Here is a 16,891-nt window from a genome sequence, read left to right as displayed (position 1 = left end):
CAATGAGGGTTCACTGCGCGAAGACCGGTCACGGCGGTTGACTGGGCTCTGTCGAGAGTGCGGTGCCGGATCGTGGTTATCCATAATGAAGTTGCTTCATTTCGAGCGGGGCATGGTACCACCACTATTACCGTTGGTCGCCTGGCATATTCCTCGGTCGATATATTAACCACATCAATGCCCTGACCGTCAGGTCAGCGCTCTTGAGTTGTATTAGTTAGACTGATTTGTACAATTTTTAAGGTGCTGGCTAATTGATATTTCTTTAGCCTCTAGAAGTGTTTCATCTTTGCCTTAAACGGTCGCTTTTAGATAACGCGGGTATTAAATACGACCTTTCCTGGCTTTAAGACCTCTGCTGTAGACGCTGGTGATGGCCGTAGTCTTTTTGCGGAATCTGCGAGGTCACCGTTGCAATCAGCGAAGTTTGCTCACTGTCATCCAGGCCCAGTTCCCCGGTACGGATGTCAATCAGCTCCAGTTGCCAAGCCAGTAGCCTCAGGCAGTCGTGCAACGCATCCAGGGCCTGGTCATGCAGTTGCACCGGGCTCACGGCATTGGCGATCAGGTATTGAATATGCCGGGAGAACTCGCTGATCGCCTGCAAGGCCAGGCCATCGGCTTTTTCTGCCAGTTTGGCCAGGCTGTTTTTCATGCAGTCGATGGCGTCGCTGTCATTGCGGATCAAATGCAGGTGGTTCAGGCATTCCTCGGACTTGGCCAGCAGCATTTCGGCTTCCAGCAAAAACTCGGGAAGCGCGGTTTGCCATTCGTTCGCGCTATTCATCATGCAAGTCTCCACAACTTAAGGTCGGGTGATGAGATGTCGCACCGGGTGAATGGCTTAAAACTAGCGCTGAAATACGACTGGGGCGTGTAGGTTGCTTCCGATAATCCAGTAGGACGTTTATTGAAAAGCTCACGAATGCCGCCTTTAGCCGCTGTTAGGCGGGATGACGCAACTTCAGTTGCCGATACGTGAGTGCCTGAAAGGCCCGTAGACCAAGGGCTTGGGTTGGCAAACAAAAGCCTGACTCCATTCATGCAATGAGAATGGCGTCACATTAATGGCTATTAGATATCGCGAATATCAGGTTGGGCCTGATTGCGCATAGGGGAATCCCCTATGTGGTGGAACTGCACGTCAATTCGACTGTCGCGCAAGGCGGTTTGAAAGAGCATCAAGGGCGCACGAAGTAAAGCATGATGTCAGTGTGACATCAATGAATTTGCATGGCATTTTATTGGGGTCAAGGTCCGGCGCTTGCCGCCGATAACGTGCTTATACAGCTGCACACCCTTTCACGCGCCTGCGGCGTGTACACCAGGAGTTTTTAATGGCCGGCATTCTCGACACGGTAGATCAACGCACGCAATTGGTGGGTGAGAATCGCCTGGAAATTCTCATGTTCCGCCTCTTCGGACGGCAGTTGTTCGCGATCAACGTGTTCAAAGTGCAGGAAGTGCTGCAGTTGCCCAAGCTGACCCTGATGCCCCAGCGCCACCCGTTCGTGTGCGGGGTGGTCAACCTGCGTGGCCAGACCCTGCCGGTGATCGACCTGTCCCAGGCCATCGGCATGCGTCCTTTGGTGCCGGGACCCAACAGCACCATTATCGTCACCGAATATAATCGCTCGGTGCAGGCGTTCCTGGTGGGCGGCGTCGACCGCATCGTCAACATGAACTGGGAAGCCATCCTGCCGCCGCCGACCAGCGCCGGTCGCCAGCACTACCTCACCGCCATCAGCAAGGTCGATGAGCAACTGGTGGAAATCATCGACGTGGAAAAAGTCCTCGCCGAGATCGTGCCCTACAACGCCAAGGTCTCCCGGGACAAACTTGAAGACCCGGTGCTGGAGCGTGCCCGTGGCCGCGAAGTGCTGCTGGTGGATGATTCCAACGTGGCGTTGTCGCAGCTGCGTGACACCCTGGGCCAGTTGGGCGTGAAGATGCACGTCGCCAGCGACGGCCTCAAGGCACTGAACATGCTCAAGGCCTGGGCCGACAGCGGCCAGGTGATGACCGACAAACTGCTGATGATCTTCACCGACGCCGAAATGCCCGAGATGGATGGCTACCGTCTCACTACCGAAATCCGCAACGACCCGCGCCTGCGTGGTCTGTACGTGGTGATGCACACTTCGCTGTCGGGCAGCTTCAATGACTCGATGGTCAAGAAGGTCGGCTGCGACAATTTCCTCTCCAAATTCCAGCCGGACAAGCTGGTGGACGTGGTGCGCCAGCGACTGATGTTGGACGAAATGCCCGCCTGACTTTAGGATGACACTTTGTTTCCTAGGAAGGCAGGCCCATGCTGCGTCTCAGCGCGTTGTACCGTTACCCCTTGAAGTCCGGCAAGGCTGAAGCCTTGCAGCAGATTGGCCTGGATAAACTCGGGTTGGACGGGGATCGACGCTGGATGCTGGTGGATGAAGCCAGCGGGCGGTTCCTGACGCAGCGGGCCGTGGCGAAGATGAGCCAGCTCTCGGCGTTGTGGAACAGCAGCGGGGGCCTGACCCTGAGTTCGCCGGGCTACGCGCCATTGGATGTGGAATTGCCGGGCAGCGCCAGCGAACTGCGTGGTGTGACCATCTGGCGCGACACCCTGCGTGTGCCGGATGCTGGCGATGAGGCCGCGGCCTGGGTCAGCGCATTCATTGGCAAGCCGACGCGCCTGGTGCAACTGCCCCTGGAACGTGCGCGCACCACCGAAGCCGGGTATGGCAAGGATGACGACAAGGTCGGCTTCGCTGACGGCTACCCGTTGCTGTTGATCGGCCAGGGCTCCCTCGACGACTTGTGTGAAAAAATCGGCCGCCCGATGGAGATGCTGCGTTTTCGTCCCAACCTGATCATCGAAGGCGCCGAGGCTTTCGCCGAAGACGGCTGGAAGCGCTTGCGCATCGGCAGCGTAGAGTTTCGGGTGGTCAAGCCGTGCTCGCGGTGCATCCTCACTACCGTCGACCCCCAGACCGGTGAGCGCAGCCCCGACCGCGAGCCTTTCGCGACGCTGGAAACCTACCGCAAGACTGAAAAGGGCGCGATGTTCGGCCAGAACCTGGTCAACGATGGCATCGGGCGCCTGGAAGTCGGCATGCCGGTAACGGTGCTGGAATAAAAAAGCCCGTCTCGCAGCAGGAGAGCAAGATCGACGCTCTTGGCCCCCCCTAATCCTTATAGGAAAGTATGTTGTGCAGTGGGAATATGTCTCTGTTACAGATCACTCCCAGCGGTTGATCAGCAGGGGCGTGCCTGACGGGAGTGCTCAGCCCCAATCAATCTGTTCGCCACACCCCTTATCAGTAGTCATCAAAATGCCCGGCACTATGACGAATGAATCTAGAAACCTGTCAAATCTGACAGTTTAAGCACTCCAAGCCAAGTGGGAATATCCCGGTAGCCCTGTTATCTCAACTGGGCGATGGATATCAGGAGAGTGAATGATGGAATTTATCGTAGAGTTGCCGAGAGATGACGTGACCGAAAGTGCCGCACGTGCGAAATTTCTGGCCATAAAAGGATTTAATCAAAACAATCCCGTCTGTTTCTATGACATATCAAAGGTGGAACTGCGTCCAGCTACTCACGCGGCCACCATTTTTTATGAGGAGCGAGCCAATCCTAATTTTGTGCCTTCCCGCCATGAAGTTCGTTGATGGCGAGCTGCATAAGTTAGTAGGTTTGGTTAAAGAGTTGTCCAGCCAGGATATTCGAAAATAGCCGGATATTTTCCGGCTATTTGTCGTTCTTGGAGTGGGTACCGCGTTTCAGGATTTCATTGCGCCCAGTCGCGCGACTGAGTGCGAACATGAACGATCGCAAAGGATACTCTCGGCAGAACCTGCTCCCGCCCAGCTCGGCATGCTGAACCAGGTTAGGGAAGTATTTTTTGCGAAATTAAAGATTTAGCCACGGTATTCGCACAAGTAAGCGGTATCGACCGTCACTTTGAGTTGAAACTTGCTGTTGGCCGGTACGTTGAACTGGCTACCGGCAGCGAAGGTTTCCCAGTCGCTGCTGTCGGGCAGCTTCACGGTCAGGGCGCCGGAGACAACGTGCATGATTTCACGTTGGGCGGTGCCGAATTCGTATTCACCGGGAGCCATCACGCCGATGGTCGCCGGCCCTTCTGCGGTGCCGAAAGCGATCGACTTGACGGTGCCGTCGAAGTACTCGTTGACTTTGAACATGGGTGGATCCTCGGAAAAGATGGATGCTTACGCTCATCACTGCAGGCGCGGGCTTCTGTGGCGAGGGAGCTTGCTCCCGTTGACTGCGTAGCAGTCCCCGTTTTTTGGGGGCGCTTCGCACCCCAGCGCAAGCAAGCTTGCTCGCCACAGGATTTCGTTGGTGCAGGTGGGCAGCATCAAAGGAAATTGGTTGGCCAGTATGCCCAAGGCTGCAAGCGCTGCCTAGACCGGCAAAATCAGTGGCAGCAGGCGCGCGGTGTTGCGTGCATCCTCCAGGGCGCGATGCTGCTGGCCATTGAACTGCATTCCGGCCAATTGCAGCGCACCATTGAGCCCCAGCGGCTTGTCCAGGCGCCGGGCCTTGGCAAAGCGTTGCTTGAGGTTCACATGCGGCGTGTCGCCCAAGGCGCTGGCGAGGCCATGGCGCTGCCACTCCAGCTCAAGCTGCACGCGATCATAGTCACCCCAGCTGGCCCAGCCTTCCAGGCGTGGCTGATGTTGGCCCAGCCAGCGCTCGAACAGCGGCCACACCTCGGTGATCGGCGCGGCCATGTCGATATTGGCCTGAGTGATATGGGTGAGTTTGCGGCAAAAGGGTGTCAGCAATGGCCGCCGCAAGGGCCGCACAAAGCGCTGAAAGTGGTCCAGTTCGCGGCCCTGGCGGTTGACCAGGCTGGCGCCGATCTCGATGACTTCCATCTCTGTCACGGGCCAGCCGCCGTCATCCGTTGTGGCTTCAAGGTCAATAATCAGCCAATGAGGCATGTGCAGGTTCCCGTACTCGTCCCTTCCTGATGGGGATAGAGCGTAGCCCGGCCCTGTAGTTCCGCCTAGGGGCGTTATTCGATCTCCAGCAAAACCTGACGGTTGCGCACCTGATCGCCCGTTATGACGCGCATCTCCTTGACGGTGCCATCGATGCCGGCCTTCAACGGGTGCTCCATTTTCATCGCTTCGAGCACCAGCAACAGTTGGCCTTTGCTGACGGTCTCACCGACGCACACCCGTATATCGACGATGGCGCCGTCCATGGGCGCCTGGACCGTGCCGCTGCTGGCGTCGGCCTGGCGGCTGGCGACTTGCTGGGTGCGGTCTGTGACAGTCAGCCCTGGTAGCCATAGCCGGTTGCCGTCCAGGTGATAAGCGATGCGGCGGCGGACCCCCTTGATGACCAGGCTGGCGTGGCGGCCGTCGGTGGTGAGTTGCAGGTCGTCAACGCTGACGCTGTGGAGTTGTCCATTGGCCTCCAGACGGTACGTTACGGGGACACTCGCCGTATTGCGCCAGCGCGCAAGTGTTTGGGTGTGCTGGTTGGCGCTGTGTTGATAAAACAGCGCGGCGGCCAGCTTGAGCTGTTCAGCGGTCGCCGTGTGCTGTGGGATGACGCTGAAGTGTTCGGCGATCAAGCCCGTGCTGAAGTCGCCGTTGATAAAGTCCGGGTGCTTGAGCAGGTCGATGAGCAAACGCTGGTTGGTCGCCACGCCCAGCAATACGCTGTCTTCCACGGCCCGTAGCAGTTTTCGCCGGGCTTCTTCGCGACTGGCGCCGTGGGCGATGATCTTGCCCAGCATCGGGTCGTAGAACGGGCTGACGGTTTGGCCTTCAAGCAATCCATGGTCGATGCGTACGCCGGGGGCTGGTTCCCAACGCAACACGTCACCGGTTTGCGGCAGGAAGCCCTGGGCCGGGTCTTCGGCGTACAGGCGTACTTCCATGGCGTGGCCGGTCAGGGTCACCTGTGATTGGGTGAGTGGCAGCGGTTGGCCGGCGGCGATCTGCAACTGCCAGTCCACCAGGTCGAGGCCGGTAATCATCTCGGTGACGGGGTGTTCGACTTGCAGGCGCGTGTTCATTTCCAGGAAATAAAACTGGCCGCTGCGGTCGAGCAGAAACTCCACGGTGCCGGCACCCACATAGTTCACCGCCCGCCCGGCCTTGAGCGCGGCTTCGCCCATGGCCTGGCGCAGATTGGGCGTCATCACGGGGCAGGGCGCTTCTTCAATGACTTTCTGATGGCGGCGCTGGATCGAACAGTCGCGTTCGCCGAGGTAAATCAGGTTGCCATGGCTGTCGCCGAACAGTTGCACTTCCACGTGGCGCGGGTCGATCAGCGCCTGTTCGAGGATCAACTCGTCGCTGCCGAACGCATTCATGGCTTCCGAGCGTGCGGTGCGCAATTGCTCCAGCAGCTGTTCGCGCTGGTGCACCAGGCGCATGCCACGCCCACCGCCGCCGGCGCTGGCCTTGACCATCAGCGGGAAGCCGATGCGTTCGGCTTCCTGTTGCAGGGTGGCATCGTCCTGGGCACTGCCTTGGTAGCCGGCGATGCAAGGTACGCCGGCGTCGAGCATGGCGAGTTTGGACAGGCGTTTGCTGCCCATTAGTTCGATCGCCTCGGCGCTGGGGCCGATGAAGGTGAGCGTGGCCTGCTGGCAGGCGCGGGCGAAGTCGGGGTTTTCCGAGAGGAAGCCGTAGCCGGGGTGAATGGCGTCGGCGCCGGTCAGTTGGGCGGCGGCAAGGATGGCCTCTGTGTTCAGGTAGGACTGGTATACGGGCGCCGGGCCGATGTGTACGGCTTCGTCGGCCATCTGCACGTGCAGGGCGTCGGTATCCGCGTCGCTGTACACGGCCACGGTGCGGTAGCCGAGGGCCTGGGCAGTGCGCTGGATGCGGCAGGCGATTTCACCGCGGTTGGCGATCAGGATCTTGGTGAATGCGGGCATTGGGTTATCCCTTGATGAATGTGGCGTGTGTTGGGGCCTCTTCGCAGGCAAGCCAGCTCCCACATTTGAAATGTGTTCCCCTGTGGGAGCTGGCTTGCCTGCGATGGCGTCATCGAGACCAACTCGGCTTTCGCTTCTGCACAAACGCCTGCGTCCCCTCAACCCCTTCTTCACTCCTCACCGCCTCGGCAAACCACTGCGCCCCGCGATCCAGCACGGCCTCAAGGGGCTCATCCACACTGGCCAGCAACAGCGCTTTAGTCCGTGCGTTCGCCCCCGGCGCACACTGCAACACCTGCCCCAATACCTCATCCACCCGCTGCGCCAATGCCTGGGCGTCGTGCTCGACAAAATGCACCACTCCCAGCCGTCCAGCCTCCACCCCATCAAACCGCGCCGCCGTCAGCGCCAGGCGCCGCGTGTGAGTAAGGCCAATACGCTTGACCACAAACGGCGCAATCTGTGCCGGCAACAACCCCAAGCGGGTCTCGGGCAAGCCGAACTGCGCCTGGCCCTCTGCAATCGCAACATCACTCACGCACGCCAGCCCGAACCCACCGCCCAGCACCGCGCCTTGCAGCACCGCGATCACCACGGGTGCCAGTGCCTGCACCTCTTGCAGCAAGGTGCCAAATGCGCGGTTCAACGCTTGCAGTTGATCCCCCGCGCTGACCAGATCCTTCACATCGGCCCCCGCGCAAAAATGCCCGCCCGCGCCGCTGATCACCACGGCGCGCACCTGGCTGTCCAACTGCGCCAGTACCGCACGCAGCTCATTGACCATTTCAAGGCTCATTGCATTGCGGCATTCGGGCCGGTTGAGGGTGATATGCAGCACGCCGTTGTGGGCTTCTAGCAGCAAGGTGTTCATGGCTTTTTACCGGGCAGGGTGCCCATCAGTTTGCAGATGATGCCCAGCATGATTTCGTCGGCACCGCCGCCAATCGAGACCAGGCGCACGTCGCGATAGGCGCGGGCTACCGGGTTGTCCCACATGAAGCCCATGCCGCCCCAATATTGCAGGCAACTGTCGCTGACCTCACGGCCCAGGCGCCCGGCCTTGAGTTTAGCCATGGAGGCCAGCCGCGTGACGTCCTGGCCCTTGATGTACTGCTCGGTGGCCTGGTAGACCAAGGCGCGCAGGCATTCGATTTCGGTGGCCAGTTCCGCCAGGCGGAAGTGGATCACCTGGTTGTCGATCAACGCCTTGCCGAACGTCTGGCGCTCTTTGCAGTATTCAATGGTGCTGTCGATGCAGTACTCCAGGCCCTTGATCATATTGGCCGCGCCAAACAGGCGTTCTTCCTGAAACTGCAACATCTGCATCATGAAGCCCGCGCCTTCGTGGCCGATGCGGTTGCGTTGCGGTACGCGCACGCCGTCGAAAAACACCTGGGCGGTCTCGGAGCTGTGCATGCCGAGTTTTTCCAACGGCGGGCTGACGCTGATGCCGGGGCTGTTCATCGGCACCATGATCAGGGATTTGTTGATGTGCGGCTTGTCGTCCGAGGTGTTGGCCAGCAGGCAGATGAAGTCAGCGCTGGGCGAATTGGTGATCCACATCTTGCTGCCATTGATCACGTAGTCATCACCGTCCTTGCGCGCATGGGTCTTGAGCCCGGCCACGTCGGAGCCGGCGCCGGTTTCCGAGACGCCGATGCAGCCCACTTGTTCGCCGCTGATGGCCGGGCGCAGGAACTCTTCGCGCAGTTCATCGGAGCCGAAGCGCGCCAGGGCCGGGGTGCACATATCGGTCTGCACGCCGATGGACATGGGGATGCCGCCGCAGCGGATGGTGCCGAACTCTTCGGCGGCGACAATGGAGTAGCTGTAGTCCAGGCCCATGCCGCCGAATTTTTCCGGTTTGGAGATGCCCAGCAGGCCGAGGTCGCCGGCCTTGCGGAAGATTTCGTGAATGGGGAAGCGCCCGGCTTTTTCCCATTCATCTACGTGCGGGTTGATCTCGCGGTCGACGAAGGCGCGCACGGTGCGGCGCAGTTCCTGGTGTTCCTGGGTGAAGATCATTTTTATTGTTCTCCTGATTAGAACCGCGCCACACCAAAGCTGTTCGGTTGCAGTTGCCGCAGTTCTGCTTCGTGACAGATATCCAGCAAAAATCCGAGCAAGGTGCGGGTATCCCGTGGGTCAATCAGCCCGTCGTCCCACAGGTTGGCGCTGCCGTAGAGGGCGGTGGACTGGCTGTCGAGCTTCTGCGCGGTGACCTGTTCGAGCATGTCGAGCACCTTGGGGTCGGGCACCAGGCCGTCCTTGAGTTGCTTGGCCTCGGTGACAATGCGCAGCACCTTGCCCGCTTGTGCGCCGCCCATCACCGCGGTGCGGCTGTTGGGCCAGGCGAAGATAAAGCGGGGGTCCAGGCCGCGACCGCACATGGCGTAGTTGCCTGCACCGTAGGAACCCCCGACCACGATGGTGAGTTTAGGCACACGGGCATTGGCCACCGCCTGGATCATCTTCGCGCCGTGCTTGATCACCCCTTGCTGTTCCGACTCGGTGCCCACCATGAAGCCGGTGGTGTTGTGCAAGAACAGCAGCGGCGTGCGGCTCTGGTCGCACAGCTGGATAAACTGCGCGGCCTTGCTCGCGCCCTTCGGCGTGATGGGGCCGTTATTGCCGATCACTCCCACGGCGCGCCCCTGGATATGCAGATGGGCGCAGACGGTGTGGGGATCGAACTCGCCCTTGAATTCCAGCAGGTTGGAACCGTCGGCCAGGCGCGCCAGGATCTCGCGCACGTCATAGGGCTTTTTCGGGTCATCGGGAATCAGCCCCAACAGCTCTTCAATCGGATACAGCGGTTCGCGATAAGCGCGTTGTGGCACGTGCGGCAAACGGTCATTCCAGGGCAGCAGGCCTACAATTTCACGCACGATGCGCACGCCGTCGGCATCGTCTTGGGCCAGGTACTCAGCGGTGCCGGCGGTTTGCGCGTGCATCTGCGCGCCCCCCAGCTCTTCATCGGTGGCGACTTCGCCGGTGGCGGCCTTGAGCAACGGTGGCCCGGCGAGGAACAGCTTGGCCTTGCCGCGCACCACCACCACGTAATCCGACAAGCCCGGCTGATACGCACCACCGGCCGTGGCCGAGCCGTGCACCACGGTGATCTGCGGCAAGCCCATGGCGGACATGCGTGCCTGGTTGGCAAAGCTGCGCGCGCCTTCGACGAAAATCTCGGCAGCGTAGTTGAGGTTGGCGCCGCCGCTCTCGGCGAGGGTCACCACTGGCAGTTTGTTCTCCATGGCGATCTGTTGCAGGCGCAGGGATTTTTTCAGCCCGGAGGGGGAAATGGTGCCGCCCTTGATCGCGCTGTTGTTGGCCACCACCAGCATGCGCACGCCGCTGACATAGCCGATGCCGGCGATCAGCCCGCCACCGGCGGCGCTACCGTCCTTGTCGTCGTGGAGTTTGTAGCCGGCCAGACTGGCCAGCTCCAGGAAAGGCGCTCCAGGGTCCAGCAGCAGGTTGAGACGCTCACGGGGCAGCAATTGGCCGCGCTTGTCGAACTTGGGCTTGGCTTCCTGGGCCTTGGCCAGCAGGGTGTGTTCCAGCTGGCGCAACTGGGCGATGGTGGCCAGCATGGCGTCACGGTTTTGCGCGAACGCTGGGCTGTTAGGGTCGATCATGGTTTCAATGACTGGCATGGCGTTATTGCTCCGCCTTGAGCACATCCGGCAGGTAGGCGCGGTGGAACCCGTTGAACGGCTCGCTTGGCGCCTGCGCCTTGTGCAGCGGCCATGCGCGGCTGCCCAGGCTGGCGGCGCCGTCGATGCGCAGGGTGCTACCGCTGATAAAGGCCGCAGCCGGGCTGAGCAGGAAGACGATGGCCGCGCTGACTTCCGACTCGGTGCCGATGCGCTTGAGCGGCACATGCTCACGCAGGGTGGGAATCACCGCCTTGAAGGCGCCTTCGTAGGTGTCCATGCCGCTGGAGGCAATCCAACCAGGCGCCACGGCGTTGACGCGCACCCCGGCATAGCCCCACTCAAACGCGGCGGTCTTGGTGAAGTTGTCCATCCCGGAGCGCGCCGCGCCGGAGTGGCCCATGCCGGGCATGCCGCCCCACATGTCGGCGAGCATGTTGACGATCGCGCCACCGTGCTTGCTCATCGACTGGTTGAACACTTCCCGCGCCATCAGGAAACCGCCCACCAGGTTGGTGCGCAGTACGGTTTCAAAGCCCTTCTGATTGATCGCGGCCAGTGGCGACGGGTATTGGCCGCCAGCGTTATTCACCAGCCCATGGATGGGGCCATGGTCGTGCAGGATCTGCGTGACCAGCGCTTTCACCGCCTCTTCCCCACGAATGTCACAGGCATGCCAATGGGCGACGCCGCCATCTTCAGCAATTTCCGCCGCGACCTTCTGTAGTTTTTCTGGCTTGCGCCCCACCAGGATCAAGCGCGCACCAAGGGCCGCCAGCTCATGGGCGGTGCAGCGGCCAATGCCACTGCCGCCTCCGGTGACAATCACGGTTTGCCCCTTGAACAGGTCGGCTTTGAAGATCGAGTCGAAGGCCACGGCAACGGTCCTTTAGGTGAGTTGGTCGGCAATGTGCTGCGGTACGGCGATGGGGATTTCCAGCAGTTGCTGAGCGAAGGCCTTGCCTTGCGGGTCGATGCGCAGGCTGGCGATACCGCCGCCGCCCAGGGCATTCTCCAGCAGGAAATTCAGGCTGTGGCTGCCGGGCAAGTACCAGCGCTCGACGCGGCCATGGATCGGGTCGAGCACGTGGTCCATCCAGTCGACGATCACCTCCGGGGTCAGGGCTTCGGCGATCCACGGCAGGTAGTCGGGGTGGCGGGCGATCACGCCAATATTGCTGTGGTTGCCCTTGTCACCTGAGCGCGCCACGGCGAGTTTCACCAGCGGTACGCTGGCGTCGGCACGGCCCTGGGGCTTGGCCGGCTCGATGGGTACATCCGGAGTGAGCAGAGGCGCGGAGGCGGGCAGCTCGACGGCATAACGTTGGCCTTGGTACTCGATGGCGACGCTACACCGTGATTTGTCGACCAGGAACGAAAACAGCCGAATCAGCGGATACACCGTCGGCCGCCCGCCGACAATGCCGGTCAGGCCCGGTGCCATGCCGGTTGCCGCCTGGGCGATCTCGCGGGCGAACAGCACCAGCGCCTGCTTGCTCGGGTGCCGCACCGCCAGCTTCACCACCACTTCACGGCAATCCGCACGCCGGGCGTGGGCGCCGTAGGTGGCTTCGCTGCCGAGCAGTTCGATATCGACGTCGGTGTAGGGCGCCCAGCCGCGCTGGCTGAACAGCTCCGAAGTCTTGTTGATGAGCGCCTGGCTGACCCGCTCGGCCTTGGCCACCGCGTCGATGCCAGCGAGCAGGCAACTGGCGGTGCAGCGAAAGCCATCGGGGTAAGTGGCGCTGACCTTGTACTGGTCGGTGGGTGGCAGGCCCTTGGCGCCGTGCAGGCGCACCGCGTGTTTGCCTTGTTGCTGCAGTTTGACCTGGCTGAAATCGCAGATCACGTCCGGCAGCACATAGGCGCGCGGGTCACCGATTTCATACAGCAGTTGTTCGGCCACGCTGAGTTCGCTGATCAGCCCGCCGCTGCCTTCGACCTTGTTGACGGTGAACTGGCCGTCGGCGCTGACTTCGACGATAGGGAAGCCGATGTGTTCGTAGTCGGGCACGTCACGCCAGTCGGTGAAGTTACCGCCGGTGCATTGGGCGCCGCATTCGATGATATGCCCGGCCAGGGCGGCCTGGGCCAGGTGATCGTAGTCCTGCCATGACCAATTGAATTCATGCACCAGTGCCGCGCTGACCACTGCGCTGTCGACCACCCGGCCGGTGATGACAATATCGGCGCCGAGCTCCAATGCCTGGGCAATGCCCGGTGCGCCGAGGTAGGCGTTGGCGGACACGCACAGGGGCGGCAGCGGGGCGCCGTTGTACAGGTCGGTGACAGTCGGCATCTGTTTGAGTTGAGGGTGCAGGTCATCGCCGAGCAACACGGCGATTTTCAGCGGGATGTGGGCGTTATCGCAGGCTGCTTGCAGGGCGGCGGCGCAGGCCTGGGGGTTGATACCGCCGGCATTGCTGATCACCCGGATGCCCTGGCGCTGGATATCCGCCAGCAGGGGCGTAAGCACCTCGACAAAATCCGTGGCGTAACCGGCCTTGGGGTCTTTCAGGCGGGCACCGGCGAGGATCGACATGGTGACTTCCGCCAGGTAATCGAACACCAGGTAATCCAAGGCACCGCCCTGCACCAATTGGGCGGCGGCGGTGCATGTGTCGCCCCAGAAGGCGCTGGCGCAGCCGATACGTACCGTCTTGCTCATGAGAAATCCTTCCTCCAAGGGCTGGTGCCGAGACTACCAAGCAAGCGCTTGGTTTGTAAACTCCAGTCACAAGTTTTACCCAAGCGCTTGCTTGGGTGGCAGTCACGGCCTAAATTGCCGGCCAAGACGACAGTAGACGTGAAGGAGAGCAGCATGGATGAGCACAAAGCCCTGGGGGTGATGCGCACCATGGTCGATGGTGGCCAATTGACCGACCCCGAGAGCGCCCGCGGCAAGTTGCTGCAAACCGCAGCTCATCTGTTTCGTAACAAGGGGTTCGAGCGCACCACTGTGCGAGATCTGGCCAGCGCCGTGGGCATCCAGTCCGGCAGCATCTTTCATCACTTCAAGAGCAAGGATGAGATATTGCGTGCGGTGATGGAGGAAACCATCCATTACAACACCGCGATGATGCGCGCTTCACTGGAGGAGGCGAGCACGGTGCGCGAACGCGTGCTGGCGCTGATCCGCTGCGAGTTGCAGTCGATCATGGGCGGCAGTGGCGAGGCCATGGCGGTGCTGGTCTACGAATGGCGCTCGCTGTCGGCCGAAGGCCAGGCGCACGTGCTGGCCCTGCGTGACGTGTATGAGCAGATCTGGTTGCAGGTACTTGGCGAGGCCAAGGCCGCTGGCTACATTCGGGGCGATGTGTTTATCACCCGGCGCTTCCTCACTGGCGCCTTGTCCTGGACCACCACCTGGTTTCGCGCCCAAGGCAGCCTGACCCTTGAAGAGTTGGCCGAAGAGGCTTTGTTGATGGTGCTGAAGTCGGACTGAGGCGCAAGTTATTAATTTGCTGGCGAAAGTTGTCTCCCCCAGCAAAAACGCCTAGCTTATCGGCATTGAACTCTTCAACGGTGCGTGCCTCGATGTTTTCGCCATGGCGGCTGGCTGCAGGACTTACTTTATGGGCACTGGGCACCGCCGCGTGGACGCAGGCCGGTGCCGCGCAGTTGGTGAGAATCGGCGCGGCGCATTTTCCGCCCTACACCGTACGCCCTGAACAAGGCGCCGACACCGGGTTGCTGCCGCAATTGGTCGAGGCGTTGAACGCTGCGCAAACCGACTACCAGTTTGTGGTGGTGCCTACCTCAATCCCCCGGCGTTTTCGTGACTTCGAGCAAGGCCGGGTCGACATGGCCATCTTCGAAAACCCGTCCTGGGGTTGGCAGAATATTGCCCATACCAGTGTTGATATGGGGCTGGAAGATGCGGAAATATTCGTTGCCCAGCGTCAACCCGGGCGCGACCAGAGCTACTTCGCCGACCTCTCCGGTAAGCGCCTGGCGGTATTCAGCGGGTATCACTATGCCTTTGCCGACTTCAATCCCGATCCCAAGAACATGGCCGAGCGTTTCAATGCGACGTTGACCTATTCCCATGACAGTAATCTGCTGATGGTTGCTCGTGGGCGTGCGGATATTGCGCTGGTTACCCGCTCGTACCTGAGTGATTTCATGGTGCGCAACGCAGACATGGCGGGGCAGTTTTTGGTGTCGGAGCGTATTGACCAGGTTTATCACCACTACGCGTTGCTGCGACCAAAGGCGCCGATCACCGGTCCGGCGTTTGCCGAATTGCTCAAGCGTCTGCGCGACAGTGGCCAGATGCTGAAGATTTTTGAGCCGTATCGTATTGATGTGACGCCGCTGCCCTGAGGTCTTTGTAAATAAAATCTTTCGGGCTCAGTGGGATCAACTGTGGGAGCTGGCTTGCCTGCGATGGCGGCCTGACAGTCGACACAGATATAACTGATGCCCCGCGATCCAATGTGGGAGCTGGCTTGCCTACGAAGACGGCCTGACAGTCAACACAGTTGGACCGTGTACATACAAAAAGCGCAAAAGTAAGCAAAACGCTCTTGCCCCACCACTCGGCACCTCGCCTAGGCTCGGTGTGCCCGTAATCCGCCAGTGATTTGGGGGGGGGGGGGCGCCCAAGATCAAAAGCCAGATCAAGATCACAAGCAGATCAAGATCAAGAGCGGCTCGCTTTGCATCGTAGTCACCGTGGAGCCCTTACCCCCATATGTCTGCGCTGCATTAAACCCGCCGCGCAAACGTATCACTATGACTGCCCGACACCTTGCGGCAATGCACCAGCGCATCGCGAATCATGAAGTTCACCAAGGTCGGAGACACCCCAAGTTCCTTGGCGATGTCTTTTTGCGGCACGCCATGCAAGCGGTACATCTCGAACGCGTAGCGGGTGCGCTGGGGCAGTTGCGTCAGGGCGTCAGCGATGTTTTCCAGGGTGTTGAAATTGATGTGCGAGGTTTCCGGTGAAGCGCCGTGAATAACCACATTCAAGCCTTCCTCTTCGGTCCCGGAGTATTTGAGCTCCAGAGCCTGCTTGCGGTAATGATCGATCGCCAGGTTGCGCACGATCTGAAACAGATAACTCAGTTGGGCCTTGAACGATGAGGTGATGGTCGGCGCCGACTGCAGCCGGAAGTAGGCGTCCTGCACCACGTCTTCGGCGCGGGAGCGGCACCCGGTGATACGGGCCGCGATCTTCACCAAAATCAGTCGATTGTCGACGAACGCCTGGAGAAGGGGTGAATCGCACCTGCCTGTGGATACTTGTTCCGTCATGGAAATCACCTTGCTGCGAATAGGTTAGGGGAGGGCATCCCTGCTGAGGCCTCCTACATATCGGGCAACAAATTATGCTTAATGATAATGATTGTCAAATGAGAAGGCGAACTAATCTTATGCCTTGGGCAAAGGTGTGAACCACGTCTCGCTCGCCCCCGGCGACTAATTATTTGAAGACTCCGTCCGTTCTCATGGGTGACAGGTTCGTTAGTACAACGGCCAAGGATCAGCACCCGCAGGAGGACCAGATGGGTTTTTATCGTGCATTCAGCGTGTTTCAGTTCGGAGTCCTCGCGGGATGAGTACGTCCCTGCGGCTGCGCCTGTTTTGCCTGCCCCACTCAGGCGCCAGCGCCTCGGTCTACGCTCGCTGGCGCCGGGTCCTGCCGGACTGGCTGCAAGTGTGCCCGCTGGAATTGCCGGGACGCGGCATGCGCATGGACGAGCCATTGCAGCGCGATATCAAGGCATTGGCCGCGCAGCTTGCTGAAGAAATCAGCCGTGATCTCGATGGCCCTTATGCCTTGTTCGGCCACAGCCTTGGCGGGCTGTTGGCGTTTGAATTGGCTCACGCTCTGAACGCGCGCAATCTGCCCGCGCCCCTGGCGTTGTTCGCGTCCGGCACGGCGGGCCCGGCGCGTCGTGATGTGAGCGAGTACGCCGTCGAAAAGACCGATGCCCAACTGATTGCCCGACTGCGCGAATTGCAGGGCACCGCCGAAGAAGCCCTGGCCAACCCCGAGCTGATGCAACTGATGTTGCCGATACTGCGCGCTGATTTCCTGCTGTGCGGCAGTTTCACCTATGGCGAGCGCCAGCCCCTGGCGCTGCCGATCCATGTGTTCGGTGGCAAGCAAGACAGCGTGCGTGCCGACCAGTTGCTCGACTGGCAACTCGACGCCGCCAGTGGGTTTTCCCTGGACATGTTTGACGGCCATCACTTCTTCCTCGTGCAGCACGAAAGCGCCGTGCTGCGCTGCGTGCGTCGCTATGCCGACGAGCACCTGGCGCGCTGGCGCATTGGCGCGGCGCGCCAGCTCGTCGCCGGCTGAACC

At 60.6% G+C, this 16,891-nt stretch carries 16 protein-coding genes; 6 read left to right on the top strand and 10 right to left on the bottom strand.

The window, feature by feature from the left end; all coding sequences use genetic code 11:
- Window positions 1–346 precede the first annotated feature (346 nt).
- Window positions 347–790 carry a hypothetical protein gene (locus JJD66_RS08730; protein ID WP_198716370.1) on the bottom strand — a complete coding sequence of 148 codons (444 nt, stop codon included), beginning with the start codon at window positions 788–790 and terminating at the stop codon, window positions 347–349.
- Window positions 791–1,337: 547 nt separating this feature from the next.
- On the opposite strand from JJD66_RS08730, the gene JJD66_RS08725 reads away from it, so the two are divergent.
- The 3 genes from JJD66_RS08725 (at window position 1,338) to JJD66_RS08715 (ending at window position 3,656) form a co-directional block, all read left to right on the top strand.
- The gene (locus JJD66_RS08725; RefSeq protein WP_034126805.1) at window positions 1,338–2,273 is read left to right on the top strand and encodes a chemotaxis protein CheV; all 936 of its coding nucleotides are present in this window, start codon (window positions 1,338–1,340) and stop codon (window positions 2,271–2,273) included.
- A 38-nt stretch (window positions 2,274–2,311) separates the two neighbouring features.
- On the top strand, window positions 2,312–3,118 hold the full coding sequence (locus JJD66_RS08720; protein ID WP_200647971.1) for an MOSC domain-containing protein: 807 nt from the start codon (window positions 2,312–2,314) through the stop codon (window positions 3,116–3,118).
- 322 nt (window positions 3,119–3,440) lie between these two features.
- Window positions 3,441–3,656, top strand: a complete 216-nt coding sequence (locus JJD66_RS08715; protein WP_158688695.1) for a hypothetical protein — start codon at window positions 3,441–3,443, stop codon at window positions 3,654–3,656.
- A 249-nt stretch (window positions 3,657–3,905) separates the two neighbouring features.
- Here the strand turns inward: JJD66_RS08715 and ppnP are convergent, their stop codons facing one another.
- From ppnP to JJD66_RS08675, 8 genes are all read right to left on the bottom strand, one after another.
- Window positions 3,906–4,190, bottom strand: coding sequence for a pyrimidine/purine nucleoside phosphorylase (ppnP, locus tag JJD66_RS08710; protein WP_105227574.1), 285 nt, complete (start codon window positions 4,188–4,190; stop codon window positions 3,906–3,908).
- A gap of 222 nt (window positions 4,191–4,412) precedes the next feature.
- Window positions 4,413–4,955: an exonuclease domain-containing protein gene (locus JJD66_RS08705; protein WP_019818536.1), complete on the bottom strand. Its 543-nt coding sequence runs from the start codon at window positions 4,953–4,955 to the stop codon at window positions 4,413–4,415.
- Window positions 4,956–5,029: 74 nt separating this feature from the next.
- Window positions 5,030–6,913 (bottom strand): acetyl/propionyl/methylcrotonyl-CoA carboxylase subunit alpha, encoded by a 1,884-nt coding sequence (locus JJD66_RS08700; RefSeq protein WP_200647970.1) that lies wholly within the window; start codon window positions 6,911–6,913, stop codon window positions 5,030–5,032.
- Window positions 6,914–7,022: 109 nt separating this feature from the next.
- The gene (locus tag JJD66_RS08695) at window positions 7,023–7,784 is read right to left on the bottom strand and encodes an enoyl-CoA hydratase/isomerase family protein (protein WP_200647969.1); all 762 of its coding nucleotides are present in this window, start codon (window positions 7,782–7,784) and stop codon (window positions 7,023–7,025) included.
- Window positions 7,781–8,938 (bottom strand): citronellyl-CoA dehydrogenase, encoded by a 1,158-nt coding sequence (gene atuD / locus JJD66_RS08690; protein ID WP_105227568.1) that lies wholly within the window; start codon window positions 8,936–8,938, stop codon window positions 7,781–7,783. The genes JJD66_RS08695 and atuD overlap by 4 nt, the downstream gene beginning before the upstream one ends.
- Window positions 8,939–8,955: 17 nt before the next feature.
- A complete protein-coding gene (gene atuC / locus JJD66_RS08685; protein WP_200647968.1) occupies window positions 8,956–10,572 on the bottom strand; it encodes a geranyl-CoA carboxylase subunit beta in 1,617 nt (538 codons plus the stop codon).
- Between the two features lie 4 nt (window positions 10,573–10,576).
- Window positions 10,577–11,449 carry an SDR family oxidoreductase gene (locus JJD66_RS08680; RefSeq protein WP_200647967.1) on the bottom strand — a complete coding sequence of 291 codons (873 nt, stop codon included), beginning with the start codon at window positions 11,447–11,449 and terminating at the stop codon, window positions 10,577–10,579.
- Window positions 11,450–11,461: 12 nt separating this feature from the next.
- Window positions 11,462–13,240: an acyclic terpene utilization AtuA family protein gene (locus JJD66_RS08675; protein WP_200647966.1), complete on the bottom strand. Its 1,779-nt coding sequence runs from the start codon at window positions 13,238–13,240 to the stop codon at window positions 11,462–11,464.
- Between the two features lie 153 nt (window positions 13,241–13,393).
- On the opposite strand from JJD66_RS08675, the gene JJD66_RS08670 reads away from it, so the two are divergent.
- The gene (locus JJD66_RS08670; protein WP_034126813.1) at window positions 13,394–14,017 is read left to right on the top strand and encodes a TetR/AcrR family transcriptional regulator; all 624 of its coding nucleotides are present in this window, start codon (window positions 13,394–13,396) and stop codon (window positions 14,015–14,017) included.
- A gap of 92 nt (window positions 14,018–14,109) precedes the next feature.
- On the top strand, window positions 14,110–14,898 hold the full coding sequence (locus JJD66_RS08665) for a substrate-binding periplasmic protein (protein WP_200647965.1): 789 nt from the start codon (window positions 14,110–14,112) through the stop codon (window positions 14,896–14,898).
- Between the two features lie 384 nt (window positions 14,899–15,282).
- Here JJD66_RS08665 and JJD66_RS08660 read toward each other — a convergent pair whose 3' ends face one another.
- Complete coding sequence (locus JJD66_RS08660) at window positions 15,283–15,834, bottom strand: RNA polymerase factor sigma-70 (RefSeq protein WP_032904207.1); 552 nt, start codon at window positions 15,832–15,834, stop codon at window positions 15,283–15,285.
- Between the two features lie 301 nt (window positions 15,835–16,135).
- Here JJD66_RS08660 and JJD66_RS08655 point away from each other — a divergent pair, with 301 nt between their 5' ends.
- A complete protein-coding gene (locus JJD66_RS08655) occupies window positions 16,136–16,888 on the top strand; it encodes a thioesterase II family protein (protein ID WP_020302031.1) in 753 nt (250 codons plus the stop codon).
- The last annotated feature ends 3 nt before the right edge of the window (window positions 16,889–16,891 follow it).

This window comes from Pseudomonas sp. MF6751 (assembly GCF_016613265.1).
Taxonomy (GTDB): Bacteria; Pseudomonadota; Gammaproteobacteria; order Pseudomonadales; family Pseudomonadaceae; genus Aquipseudomonas; species Aquipseudomonas fluorescens_BV.
Note: the sequence above shows the minus strand (reverse complement) of the source record. Positions and strands in the feature narration are given on the sequence as shown.

Excerpts from the sequence above, each read along its gene's own strand:
- JJD66_RS08705 (WP_019818536.1), bottom strand. The coding sequence starts at position 4,955 with ATGCCTCATTGGCTGATTATTGACCTTGAAGCCACAACGGATGACGGC.
- JJD66_RS08660 (WP_032904207.1), bottom strand. The coding sequence starts at position 15,834 with ATGACGGAACAAGTATCCACAGGCAGGTGCGATTCACCCCTTCTCCAG.
- ppnP (WP_105227574.1), bottom strand. The coding sequence starts at position 4,190 with ATGTTCAAAGTCAACGAGTACTTCGACGGCACCGTCAAGTCGATCGCT.
- JJD66_RS08715 (WP_158688695.1), top strand. The coding sequence starts at position 3,441 with ATGATGGAATTTATCGTAGAGTTGCCGAGAGATGACGTGACCGAAAGT.
- JJD66_RS08675 (WP_200647966.1), bottom strand. The coding sequence starts at position 13,240 with ATGAGCAAGACGGTACGTATCGGCTGCGCCAGCGCCTTCTGGGGCGAC.
- JJD66_RS08670 (WP_034126813.1), top strand. The coding sequence starts at position 13,394 with ATGGATGAGCACAAAGCCCTGGGGGTGATGCGCACCATGGTCGATGGT.
- atuD (WP_105227568.1), bottom strand. The coding sequence starts at position 8,938 with ATGATCTTCACCCAGGAACACCAGGAACTGCGCCGCACCGTGCGCGCC.
- JJD66_RS08730 (WP_198716370.1), bottom strand. The coding sequence starts at position 790 with ATGATGAATAGCGCGAACGAATGGCAAACCGCGCTTCCCGAGTTTTTG.
- JJD66_RS08700 (WP_200647970.1), bottom strand. The coding sequence starts at position 6,913 with ATGCCCGCATTCACCAAGATCCTGATCGCCAACCGCGGTGAAATCGCC.
- JJD66_RS08720 (WP_200647971.1), top strand. The coding sequence starts at position 2,312 with ATGCTGCGTCTCAGCGCGTTGTACCGTTACCCCTTGAAGTCCGGCAAG.
- JJD66_RS08655 (WP_020302031.1), top strand. The coding sequence starts at position 16,136 with ATGAGTACGTCCCTGCGGCTGCGCCTGTTTTGCCTGCCCCACTCAGGC.
- atuC (WP_200647968.1), bottom strand. The coding sequence starts at position 10,572 with ATGCCAGTCATTGAAACCATGATCGACCCTAACAGCCCAGCGTTCGCG.
- JJD66_RS08695 (WP_200647969.1), bottom strand. The coding sequence starts at position 7,784 with ATGAACACCTTGCTGCTAGAAGCCCACAACGGCGTGCTGCATATCACC.
- JJD66_RS08665 (WP_200647965.1), top strand. The coding sequence starts at position 14,110 with ATGTTTTCGCCATGGCGGCTGGCTGCAGGACTTACTTTATGGGCACTG.
- JJD66_RS08725 (WP_034126805.1), top strand. The coding sequence starts at position 1,338 with ATGGCCGGCATTCTCGACACGGTAGATCAACGCACGCAATTGGTGGGT.